This is a genomic window from Xylanibacter muris (genome assembly GCF_013166605.1).
Taxonomy (GTDB): Bacteria; Bacteroidota; Bacteroidia; order Bacteroidales; family Bacteroidaceae; genus Prevotella; species Prevotella muris.
In genome coordinates this window covers 62,358-74,956 of sequence record NZ_JABKKF010000008.1, presented here as the reverse complement: position 1 = coordinate 74,956, position 12,599 = coordinate 62,358, and the positions used below count along the sequence as shown (strand labels likewise).

8 protein-coding genes are annotated in these 12,599 nt (G+C 44.1%); 6 read left to right on the top strand and 2 right to left on the bottom strand.

Annotated elements, in window-relative coordinates; translation table 11 throughout:
* Positions 1-14 precede the first annotated feature (14 nt).
* The 6 genes from HPS56_RS09115 (at position 15) to HPS56_RS09090 (ending at position 8,534) form a co-directional block, all read left to right on the top strand.
* Positions 15-1,151 (top strand): fimbrillin family protein, encoded by a 1,137-nt coding sequence (locus HPS56_RS09115; RefSeq protein WP_172275837.1) that lies wholly within the window; start codon positions 15-17, stop codon positions 1,149-1,151.
* Between the two features lie 57 nt (positions 1,152-1,208).
* Entirely contained in the window at positions 1,209-1,769 is a 561-nt protein-coding gene (locus HPS56_RS09110; RefSeq protein ID WP_172275836.1) for a DUF3575 domain-containing protein, read from the top strand.
* 122 nt (positions 1,770-1,891) lie between these two features.
* Positions 1,892-4,447 carry a hypothetical protein gene (locus HPS56_RS09105; RefSeq protein ID WP_172275835.1) on the top strand — a complete coding sequence of 852 codons (2,556 nt, stop codon included), beginning with the start codon at positions 1,892-1,894 and terminating at the stop codon, positions 4,445-4,447.
* Positions 4,448-4,485: 38 nt separating this feature from the next.
* Positions 4,486-6,597 (top strand): hypothetical protein, encoded by a 2,112-nt coding sequence (locus tag HPS56_RS09100; protein ID WP_172275834.1) that lies wholly within the window; start codon positions 4,486-4,488, stop codon positions 6,595-6,597.
* A gap of 30 nt (positions 6,598-6,627) precedes the next feature.
* Positions 6,628-8,163, top strand: coding sequence for a tetratricopeptide repeat protein (locus tag HPS56_RS09095; RefSeq protein WP_172275833.1), 1,536 nt, complete (start codon positions 6,628-6,630; stop codon positions 8,161-8,163).
* Positions 8,164-8,198: 35 nt separating this feature from the next.
* Positions 8,199-8,534: a hypothetical protein gene (locus HPS56_RS09090; protein ID WP_172275832.1), complete on the top strand. Its 336-nt coding sequence runs from the start codon at positions 8,199-8,201 to the stop codon at positions 8,532-8,534.
* Between the two features lie 223 nt (positions 8,535-8,757).
* Here HPS56_RS09090 and HPS56_RS09085 read toward each other — a convergent pair whose 3' ends face one another.
* On the bottom strand, positions 8,758-10,218 hold the full coding sequence (locus tag HPS56_RS09085; protein WP_253952430.1) for an OmpP1/FadL family transporter: 1,461 nt from the start codon (positions 10,216-10,218) through the stop codon (positions 8,758-8,760).
* A gap of 250 nt (positions 10,219-10,468) precedes the next feature.
* A complete protein-coding gene (locus tag HPS56_RS09080) occupies positions 10,469-12,526 on the bottom strand; it encodes an HD family phosphohydrolase (protein WP_172275830.1) in 2,058 nt (685 codons plus the stop codon).
* Positions 12,527-12,599: the final 73 nt, after the last annotated feature.

Sequence of the window (12,599 nt, the reverse complement as noted above, 5' to 3'; positions counted from 1 at the left end):
GAGTGAATATCCGGATGAAGAAATATATTTGTTATTTAGGACTTGGCCTGCTCGCTATGGCGGCTTCATGTTCAAATGAAGACATGCCTGAAACTGGTGGCTCGGATATAGTAATATCAAACAGTGATGTTCCGATAAGACTGTCATCCTCTCCTGTTGGCGGTACACGTGCCAGTGTAGAGTCGGACGGTGGCCTGTTTGAAGCGGACGGCCTTGGCATATTCTGTCTTGCGAAGAACACCATCGGGCGCAATGCCGTCGAGCCGGAAATAGACTGGAGCACCGGTGGTTATGCGGTATGGCTGAACAATACTGAAGCCAATGCACGCAAGAACAAGTCAAAGACGGCCACGATGATCGATTGGGCCGATGGAGTGTCAAGGTGGTATCCTACGGGTAACTGGTATAGCTACAGATTCTACGGATACTATCCGCGTACGGAGAATATCAGGTATACGGAAAGCTCCGTAGTGGCCGTAATTCCTATCGACGGCACCCAAGACCTTATATGGGGACGTACTGACAATCTTGACGACAGTGAGGGTAATCTGGCTTACAGTGCGGCATATTTCCGTAGTGCAAGTCATAAGAATGAGACTCCGTCGATTGCGTTCACACATAAGTTCATGCGTCTGACATTCTCTATGGTTCCTGGTGTTGATGCCGACGGAACAATCAACGAGGCATTGAATATGGGCATTGAGAGTATCAAGATTAATAATGTTCCGGATGTGGCATATCTTACTGTTGCCGACAGGGAGGATATAACCAATGACGGAACTGTCAGCTATGAATGGGACAAGGTCACATACTTCTGTCTATGCGATTCGGGGGATGTGGCCTTGAGAGACGATCATTTTGTCCGTCCTACGGAAACGACGATAGGCCAGGGTATATTGTTGCCTGTTCCTGTCGACGGGGTGGCTCCTTATACTGTTGAGGTGACATTGAAGGATAAATCAGGAAATGTATTCCATTCGGATCATCCCATGACAATCCGTTTTGCAAATGCCGACGGAAAGTTTGAGGCAGGGAAATCGTATAATATAAAGTTGACAATCAACGGTGCAAAGACTGTAGGTATTGATGCGACACTGACGGGATGGGTTACAGACAACAGTACTCTGAACGGGTCAGGTATAATTTATTAATATTTTAAGGAATGCTGGTGCATATCATTGTGCACCGGCATTCCAGATAAAGACAATATGAAGAGAGTCAGACAACTTTTAATACTCCTTATGCTACTGTCGTCTGCCGGTATCAAGGCTCAGATGCTGTCGGTGAATACAGACGTGGTGCAAGATGTGCTTTTAACCCCAAATGTCGGTTTCGAGCTTGTCACGGGCGAGCGTACAACAGTTTGCCTCAATGTGTTCGGCAATTATAAGCCGTGGGGAGTTGACATGAAGATTGTCGGAGTTCAGCCGGAATTCCGGTATTTCTTTTCCGGACGTCCGATGCATGGTCCGTTTTTCGGAATAGGAGGCATTGCGGCAAGTTACGATATTCACTGGAAAAGTAAGATTTACGATGGTACGGCATTGGGAGCCGGCCTTACGTTCGGATATGTGTTCAGTCTTGCACGGCGTATAAACGTGGACTGTCATGCCGGGTTCGGGCCTGTTTTTTATAAGCATAAGGAATACTTTGATAATGACTTTTATGACGAAGAATTTATTGACGGCAATATACAGCGTGCGAATGCAAACGGCTATTGGTTGCTTCCTACGCGTATAGGAGTGTCGGTTTCTTATATTCTGAAGTAGTTTTGTATGTATAATAATATTTGGTTTTCATACGTAAATAACCCGTTGGCATGTTTCTGAAGAGTTTGTCATATATTAATAATGTATATATAGCAGCATTATTTCTGTCTGTTTTTTGTCTTATGCCGGTTTCTGCCCAGGATGAAGATGATGATCCCGATATGGAGACCGTCACTTTTTATCTTACATTGAAAGATAACAGGACGGGAAAAGGAGAGCCCGTGTCTGTAGAATACATCGTACTGAAGTCGGAGAAGGCTGCAAATACGTTGAAGAGCAAACTGAACAACGTCTTGTCTGATGAAGAGACGGGCAAGGATGTCGAGGCATTGACAAAGTTGTTGAAGAAAGAGAAAATCACGTTTAAGAAAGCAAATACAGGTTCCTTTAAGGTACGTGGATTCATAGGCGATGCGGTATTGGTGTTGCCAAACCGTGAGAGAAAACTGTTGGATGTGTTCACGATAAAGAAGGGGAGGAAGGAAATAAGGAAAATGTTTGTCGACACGTCTGTGCAGCATCTTAAGAATGTGGATATAGTTAAGGTTATCACAGATACGTCAAAGTTTGAGAAAGTTCCGCCGATTGATCTTGGAGACAGAGTGATTTTCAATATAAATATAAATCTTCCGGCAGGCTATGTCAAAGACGATTCCAGGCTTATTGTACAGCCTGTTGCCATAGACTGCCAGACAGATGACACTGTGGCTTATTTGAACCCGATAGTGTTTGAAGGTGAGCGGTATCATAGGCTTCAGGATAAGCGTTTCGCTTTTGATTATAAGAAAAATGACTCGCTTTCACGGGGATATGACAGTGTGAATGTTCTGCGAAGCCAGACTAATTTTGTATATAAGGAAAGTGTGACATTCAGGAAGCCAGACGTGAAAAAGAATTATAAAGGTATATATTATACGATACTGGAGGACTATCATCACCCTTATTGGACCAATGGCGGGGAAGGGACGGGCAGTTGTCTGGCCTATAAGCCGTTTAAGTTTATGGATTTCTCCGTGGCATTGAAAGAACAGCCGATAAGTGAAGAGTTTATGGAGCCTGCCGAAGAAAACTATATGCGAAAGAATACCAAGCTGTCGCTGAAATTTAAAGTCGGGAAGGATGTTCTTACCAATGATTCCGTGAACGACCTGGAGCGTAATAAGCTGATAGCCGAGTTACGGTCGTACGGAAGTAATCTAAGAGTCGTTAATATTCAGGGAGGAGCTTCGCCTGACGGTATGCTGTCAAGCAATACCGAGCTGGCAAGGAAGCGTTCCGCAATGGCCATTAGGATGATCAGGGGCTATTTGCCCGGTGATGTGCATATCAATCAGAAACATCCGTTGGTTTACACATGGGAGGATGTCGTGGCAGAGCTTCAAAGGCGTGGGACCTCTGCCGAGATAATGGAGATGGTGAACAACACTATATCCGGAACAAAGCCGGAACAGGTGAACATAAAGCTGCGCAATATGCCTTTTTATGAAAAGGAGATATTGCCGGTATTGGAAAACCAGCGAATAATGACTGTTGACTATCGTTATGAACTTCAGCATATAATGAATGCTGAAGAGGCAGTAGATGCTTATTATGCGAAGAAAAGAGAGCTGCTTGCCGGTAAGGAGCGTTTTTCCAACGGTGACTATTATAATCTTTTTGCAACAATAGCTGATAGTACCGAACTTGACACTGTCACTATGCTTGCATACAAACATATTATATCTCAGCAGGCGTATGAACGCACCAAGCTGGCACCATACGTATGCAACCGTATGGCTTTGTTGAAAATACGTTCGGGAACTCCTGATGTCGAGATTCTGAAACCTTTTATCTATTTTGGAAAAAAGGCCGGGTACAGCCCTACAGATATGAACGGAGAAGCAATAATGGTCTATAACCGACCGGAAATAGTATTGACTCAGGCCGTGAATTATTTCCAGATGCAAAAACTGGATACTGCGATGTATCTTCTTAATATGGTGCCCGGTAGGGCGGAGACAAAGGTAATAAGGCACTTCCTTAATTTTCAGATGTACTATCTGAAGGATATGTTGGGCCAGCTTGAAAATCCGGAACAAAGAAGACTGTTGAAAGAGGCGGAGGCCTATGTGATGGAATCTGATGAAAACAAGGCGATTCTATATACAGAGCTTCGTAAGTACTCCAGCCGGTCGCGTGAGGAGATTGAGCGGTATGTCGACATGCTCGGTGATGACAATCCGAAGAAATGGTATCTTAAGGGAATATTATGGTCTGATGAGGCCGGAACCGAGCCGGCTTTACAGCTCGGTTTAGGAAATGACGGATTCAGGATACTGACGGAAGAAGAGGAGAATGCTATGATGATACATGACCAGATTGGCTATAAGGTATATGAGAAAGCAAAGGAGAAATACTTGAATGAGCATAATGGCGATACGTCACTTACTACGGACAATGACGCCCCGCATTTCCTTGCATATTTCCAGCATAGCTTTGATTTGGAACCGAGTTATAAGCGTCTTTATTTTAACGAAGGAAATATAGACGAGAAAATGCGTGAGAGGCATCCGTACAGGAAAAAGGACATTCAGAAATATAGGGATAAGTTCAGACTGATAATGGCCGCACGCGATGCAAATGCCGAGCATTCGGATACAGGCATGGAGACTGCCGGGAATGAGAATGCCGTCCGATAATGTCTGATTTATATCCATATAGAATAATAACCAGAGAGATGATAAGGAAATATATAATAATGGGCCTGTTTTTTGTTGCCGGTGGTGGTTTGGCCATGGCTGGTACGGATATGGCGGAATTACAGAAAACGCTTGTAGCTCCGGCAGATACACTTGACAGCCTGGATGATTGGGAAGACGGAATGCCTGTCGATACGGCCGGACGTTCCGGAAAGAACTATGCTACGGAATTCAATGCCCTTGACTATGTTTTTGAGAGCCGTTATCTGAATCATGGCGAGCATTTCACAAAACGCTGGGACGACCATCTGTTTTTCGAGGCCGGTGCAGGAGTCATGCAGATGGTGCCCCCTATATCAGGCTATCATTTCAATCCGCTAACAACGGCTGATATATCCGTTGGCAAGCAGTTTGACAAACTTCACTCCCTGCGTCTTTCCGTTCGGGGGGCTTTCGGCTATCAGCAGGAAAAGGACGTTATCCTCAATCGTGTGGGTATGAAGCTTGACTGGCTTTTCAGTCTATCCTCATATATTGACGGATATAACCCCTCGCGTCTGCTTGACGTGTCTCTTGTCGGGGGCATTGGCGGACATTACACACGATACACCAAGAAAAGGAGCGGCTATGCCCCCGAGGGGCATCTCGGATTGCAGTTAAGGTTCTTCTCCGGTCCTCAGGGATATTTTGCGATAGAGCCGTATGCGGGTATAGCTGGTGACAATATTGATTTAAGTGAGAACCGCAATTTCCGCAAGGCGGATGTTTTCTATGGAGCAAACCTCAGTTTCATATATTATCTTCACAACAATCTGTCACCGGAGTCACGCCTGCGTTTTTTACGCAGGTCATATAAGACAGAGAAAAACGATACAGTGCTGCCTTCCTGGCGTGTTCCGTGGTTTATGGAGTTTGGAAGCGGTGTCAGTTTTATGAATGCTCCGTCGCTGAATATGTTTGAGACTATGGGGCATGACCTCTCGCTGTCGTTGGGAAAATGGTTCTCTCCGGTTGTGGGTATCAGACTTACCGGGTCTGTACGTACCGTGTCATGGCAAAAGGTTATTAATCCGGAAAAGATAACCCCTTATCATCCGGAGTATAGGTTAAAGAGCACGTCTTCATATTCGTCGGGAAGAATAGAGGCGATGTTTAATCCGATGGGGTTCGGCGACAGGTTCTCATGGGATGAGCCCTATGGCTTTTATTTCGTGGCCGGTGGAGAGATAGGGTGGGTTCATAAGAATCAGTCCGACAATCTGCGGTGCCGAACAATGGCTTATTCCGGAGGAATTCATTTATGGGCAGGACTTACTGAAGACATTCGTTTTTTTGTCGAGCCGAGATATACATACTATGAATACAAGATACCGTATAATAATGTTGACTGGAACAAGCGTTTTTCTGACGATGTGTATTCCATTAACTTCGGTCTGACAGTAAATATGCGTGCAAGGCGTTTCAGGGAGAATTATGCGGATAACATGGACGTTTCTGACAGACCGTCACGTTTCTATGCGGGTGTCGGAGGAGGTCTGAGTTCGTTTGTAACAAAGACAGATTATTATAATGAGCGATTGAAGATAGGATTTAACGGAACGCTTTTCTGCGGATACAGGATAAATGAGATTCATGGTTTGCGCCTGTCTTTTGAATATATGGCCAATAAGAAGAACAGCATGAACTGGTATAATGACTATGGCATGAGTTTCAGCGATGGTAACTGGCTTGTTGTAAAAAGGAACGGATTGTGGAACCACCGTTTCTTCTGGGGATTCGCCTCGCTTGATTATTCTGTCAATCTGTGCAGTCTTATTTCCGGCTATTGTCCCGATAGAAAGTTTGATGTTGAGCTGTATGCGGGGCCTACGCTTGTCATGCTGTATGGGGAGCGGGGCGGGCTTGACGAGAGCGAGCTCCTTCAGGCCGGTCATGAGGCCCGCCTTATAGATGAATCCGGTCCGCAGACAGGATTAGGCGGGAATCTTGGGCTTAGGGTAAGCACACGCCTGTATAGGAATATATCTTTGTTCGCCTCTCCAACTGTATATGTGTTTAAGGCATGCAAGACTCCAGGAACGGACTTTTCACTGAGCAAGTCCGTGAGATTACTTGAAACTCTGAATGTCGGAGTACAATATGATTTTTAAAGTTTTATCGGATATTAAGAAGAAAGAATTATGATGAAGGCCGTAAAATATCTGTTTGTGATAGTCTCTGTGTTTAATCTTCCGTTGACTGTAAATGCGCAACAGACAAAAGATCCGAAGGCGGTTGTAGTTGCTTTTAAGACAGTGTGCAAGGGATTTTCGGCAAAGGAGATGGATGTCTTCTTCCAAGAGAACTTATATAGGCAACACAGACAAAATCCGGAGGTGCTGACCGGAGTGGCTGAGGCTTTTTTACGTAACACAGGCGTCACCGACACGCTTTATTCTGCAAAATATGCGGCAGAGGCTATGGCCGTCAATCCTGCGTACGGTCCTGCATACGCGCTCATGGCTGATATTGCATACGCGAAGCGTGATACGTTGGAAGTGGAGAAATGGCTTGAAAAGGGTATGTCGGCAGCTTCGAATTCTCCGTTGTGTTATATTAGATATGCCAGACTTTATGGTATAAACAAGGGAAATGAGGCAAAGATGAAGGAGGTGATGGAGCGGCTGAAAAGCAATGTTCCCGATTATCCTGTATACAGGGATATGGCACGTATTTATGAAGAGAGGATAAACAGATCTATAGGCAGCGAGAGCTATAATCTCACAGAGGCGGTGCAGAATTATGAAAAGGAAGTTCAGGACAGTCTTGCCATGGAAGATGCGTCGCTTTTCATAAACCATATTTATGGAACCGGTGTGACGCAAAATTCCGGTGGGGGCAAAGATGCGGCTCGTGCTACTTTCAGGCGTGTGATGGACTTGTGTCGTTTTTGGCTTGAGAAGTATCCGCGTTCGGCAAGTTTTAATAGGATGGGCTTTTATTCTGCTTTTAATACTGACGAATGGGATGAGGCGATATCTTTTGCGGATGCTCTTTTCCATAGATCTGATTTTGCGGATATAACGGCAGATGACGTGAAATTCTATGCGGCGTCATACAAGGGAAAGAAAAACTATCCGAAGGCTGTAGAACTTTATGATGAATATTTGTTACGCGATAATATAACAGTTTTCCAAAAGGCACAGGTATACGGAGGGCAGGCAGAGTGTTATATAGAGATGGGAGATTATGACAAGGCGGCACAATGTTATGGGACAGCCTCAGAGACTGACGCAGATAATAAGTATGCGTATTTGTGTCAGTTGGCGGAAATGTATAAGACAAAGGCCGAAGAGCTTAATGGAAAAGACAAGGTTGATGCCTATAATACAGCTGTGGACATCTTCATGACGGTTGCGGAAGGCAGTGCCAAAGATGATGAGCGTGCCTTGTATGCGTGCTTTATCATTATAAATGACATGTTGAAGGATAAAGAGCGGGTAAGACCCGTGTTGGAAAAGATTATATCTGTTTTTGAGGCGAAAGGAGACAAGTCAATATTCGGATTGGAGGGGAAAGCCCAGATATATAAAATGACGGCATTGTCATATTACGAGAAGAAAGCTTATTCGAAAGCCTATTATTATTTTGAAAGTTCTCTGAAGTGTAATCCTGAAGATAAGGATGTGGCAAATGCAGTGAAGGTTTTAAAGCCATACGCAAGGCGCAGAAGATGAAGCGCATTTAAGAGTTAATGGTAAGCGCAGGACTTATGAGGTGTTCGTTTGAGAGAAAACTGTTGATAGTAGGCAGAATCAGGAATGGAGAGCCGATATACAGACTTTCCCGTGAATACAATGTTCATGAGGATAAGATTCGAACCTGGGTTCGCATGATGGCGCGTTATGGGTCAGACGGATTACGAAGACAGCCGAGAACCAAGGCGACACCGGATTTCAAGGAGGGTATGGTGCGGAAGATTCTCGATGAAGGAATACCGCTGTCGCGTGTGATGATAGACTATCGTGTGAGCAGAACCGCACTTGAGCGCTGGGTGAGTATTGTCCGTAAGGGTGGCTACGAGGCTCTTCGTGTGATAAGACAATAAGAAAAGACTATAATATAAAGAATAAAGAGAGACTGTCCATGGTAATCCATAAACAGTCTCTTTTTGTGGTATTTCATACCATTACGCTAATTGATACAGGACATAATTGTCATGAAGAACATGATTACATAATCTTTTATGTCCGCTTTTTGTTATCCTTCAATATATGTCTTTTTACATTATATGACTTATACCTGCTTAACTATATGATTGGCTTATTTTGTTACAGGGTGATGTCGAGCCCCAGGCCGAACACACGGTTTGTCCGTGTGAAAGAGTTGGTGGAGATGCCGGAGGTCATGTCATAGTCGTCATAGTTTGTCTGGAAGTAGGCCGCGTTTATTTTCATGTTGTCTGCCACTTTCACTCCGACACCGAATCCGAATGACCATGAATTGACATTATAGCTGATGTCGTTCATTCCAGCATCTTTCATGCCATATTCCGTTCTCTGATATCCGGCACTTACTTCGATGCGCTTGTTTACATTGTATTCAAAACCTGCGAGATATTCGTTTGTGTCGTCAAGCATTTCTTTGGTATATTGTTTTGTGTCTACATCGAAGTAATGATGCCATCCTGCCATGACCTTCAGTTGCGGCAATATCTCATATTGTGCTCCTACTGTGAGCAATGCCGGAGTGTCCTCCGCCACTTTTCCGCCATCGGCGAATTTGTCGAGCATGGCAATATTTTTCGCGCTTGCACTGTTTGCGGACTTGTTTTTAAGGCGCATGCGTGTCTTAAACTCATATTTTGCGGCAAGGTTAAGTTTTCCTAACTTGTAGTCTGCTCCGATTATAGGAGCCACTCCCCAACCGGTTTGGTCACAGTTCAGTTCTATATCCTGTGTCGCAGCGGAAAGCGTACCTGTTGCCACGGCAGCCTGTTTCAGACCGGCGGCAGCCTCTGTATTTCCGGCTTGTTCCATTGCACCGGCGTAATAGCTCAGTTGTTGTGAAAGTTCACCAAAATGCTTTGTTGCGGAAACCATGTTCGCTCCTGTAGCATCGATATGCTCTATGGCAATGTTTTTCACATATCCGTAATAATTTGCTGTGCCATAAAGCATGCGCAGGCCTCCGTATACAGAGAGGTTGTCTGATATTTTTCGGGCTGCTCCGAAAGTGAATCCATAATAATACTGGCGTCCTCTCATGTATGAGTCATACTGGTAGCCGTTGCCCATGGCATGGCCTGCCATGTTTGGTATTCCGAGTGCACCGAGAGTCTGGTAAAGCCCGTTAACTGTTTCCTTATATGTTGTCATGCCGGCAACAACCTGTTCAAATGACCCCAAGCCGTTGTCAAACTCACATTTTCCTCCTCCTCCGGTAATGGCAAATCCGAATTGGAAGCTCCATTTGTCCTTGTTGTATGCTGCCTGGATTGAAGGTATGATCGGAGCGTCTGCCTTTCCTTTGAATTTATGTATGGCATTTCCGGGATTTTTCATGTTGTATACAAACAACGGAAATCCTGTTTCTATTGTACGTGTCTGATGGGCATTTTGGAGGTTTATGGACAGATGCAGGCCGTTGTTAAGGAATGCCACACCTGCGGGATTGCTGTAAACACCGTCGATTCCTATTGCCGCATCACGTGCAGGATTCCGTAAGAATGCAACGTTTTGATTTGTGTTTGTCAATAAACCGCCGGCATTTGCGGTTGTGATTACTGCCATCGCCATTGTTGCTAAGCAGATTGATTTTAATGGTTTCATTCTAAATAAAATTAAAATAATTGGCTGCAAAGGTAAGAAATGTGTTCTGATTTTCGGTTTTTGAGTATTTGTATTATACTATGTTAACGTATTTTTTAATAATTATACCACATATAATCATGTTTGTGCATAATTCCATGCACAAACATGATTCATTTATAATAATGATTTTATTTTGATTCCTATATCTTATTTGTTCTGACTTCCTGTTTCAGTTGTTTTTGTTGAGTGTCGGATAGTTGATTCTTGTATGATATATTGTCTTTAGTTTCTCTATAATGACAGTTTTCGCGTAAGCTATATCTCTGAATGTAATCGGACATTCACGGAAATAGCCTTCGGCAAGCATATTGTCCACAAGTCTGTTAACCATTTCACGTATTGACTTTTCCGTATAGTCGGAGAGTGAGCGTGATGCCGCTTCCACGCTGTCTGCAATCATAAGTATGGCCTGTTCGCGTGTGAAAGGATTTGGGCCGGGATATGTGAACAGCAGATCGTCCACATATTCTTCCGGATGCTCGTTTTTGTATTTCACATAAAAATACTTTGCCTTTCCCAATCCGTGGTGGGTGCTGATAAAGTCTTTGATTATTGACGGCAGGTTGTTCTTTTCCGCCATTTTCAGTCCTTCTGTGACATGGCTTATGATAATCTGTGCGCTGTCTATGTATGACTGGTTCTCATGCGGGTTGACTCCTGCCTGGTTTTCTGTAAAATATATCGGGTTTGCAAGCTTTCCTATATCGTGATATAATGCTCCGGTTCTTACGAGCTGGCTTTTTGCTCCGATTTTATTTGCTATTGCCGCTGCCAGGTTTCCTACCTGTATTGAATGCTGGAAAGTTCCTGGCGCTATTTCGCTCATCTTTCTGAGTAGCGGAGTGTTGGTGTTTGACAGCTCGATAAGTGTGATGTCGGATGTAAAGCCGAAAGCTTTCTCTATCACGTATAACAGAGGATATGCCAACAGTAGCAGACATCCGTTAACGATGAAGTAGTTATAGTAGCTGATATCTATACCCTGTACGGCCGTTGAGTGCATCATGTCGAAAGCCATGTCCATGGCCATGCTTACGAGTGTTACGATTATCGCTGTCTTGAACAGTTGTGAGCGGTTCTGCAGTTCGCGAAGCGAATATATGGCAGCAAGTCCGGCGGCAGATTCCACAACGATGAAGTCGAAAGAATGCTGCAGCATGACCGCGCACAGAAAAAGCATTACTACAAGAGTGAAGAATGCCGTCCGTGAATCCATAAAAACGCGTATGAATATCGGTACCATTGAATATGGCAACATATAAACATGTCCGATATTGTTTCTTACCATCAGGGCCGTTAGAACAGAAAACAATATAATCAGTGAATAAAGCATGGCTATGCTTCTCGGTTTTTCAAAGTAATCCTTTCTGAAAAGACTCAGATATAATGTGAAAAACACAGTTATGATTGTTATATACAGCACTTCACCGCCAGCATTGATGCCTATTTGGGTAGAGTCGTGGTTGCGTCTTTCATTTTCTTTCTTGAATGACTCGAGAGTCCTGTATACCTGTTCGCTTACAATTTCTCCCCGTGCTATTATTTTCTGGCCTTTCTGAACCACTCCGCTTGCCAATGGAATGTTGTCGAGAAGATCGTTGAGGCTTGCCGTGCTACGTTCCTTGTCGTATATAAGGTTCGGGGTTATGTATTCGTTGAGATTGCATTTCTGTAGAATCAGCTTGTGGGGTTCCAGAATCTTTGACATGAGGATTTGCTCGTATGCCGTCTTGGTGGACAATATTCTGTTTATAGGTACACTTACGGCATTTTTCTCGTTAACGATCCTTATCATCCTTGATGTGTCGGTATACAGTTGCCCGAATTCTGCAGAACTTATTATACCTGCCTGATATACAGCATGCAGCCTGTTGGCAATTATGCTTATATAGTCATCCGACAGTCCGGGAATGCCTTTACTGAAATCGGATACGAACTTTCTGGTCATGGTCCGTTCCGTTTCCTTGCTGTATTGATAATAAGGCTCATACTCTGCCATGATGCTGTCGCGTTCTCTTTTTATCACCTCGTCAGATTTGTATATGGGAAAATCAAACGGGGCAGTGAAGTCTGCGTATTTCCACGGCTTTCCCTGTTCGGCACGGAAATAGTTGCTGTTGTCACGCGGCATGAACCAGAATATTATTGTGACGGTGCCTATTATAATAGCAGCGCGTATCAGAAAGTCACGCCATGTGATGTCTTCTTTAAGATTGAATGTGCTCATTGATGTTTTATATGTTATTTTGATGTGCGAATGCAAAGATACTAAAAAAAACGAATCGGCAAAGACTGATGTC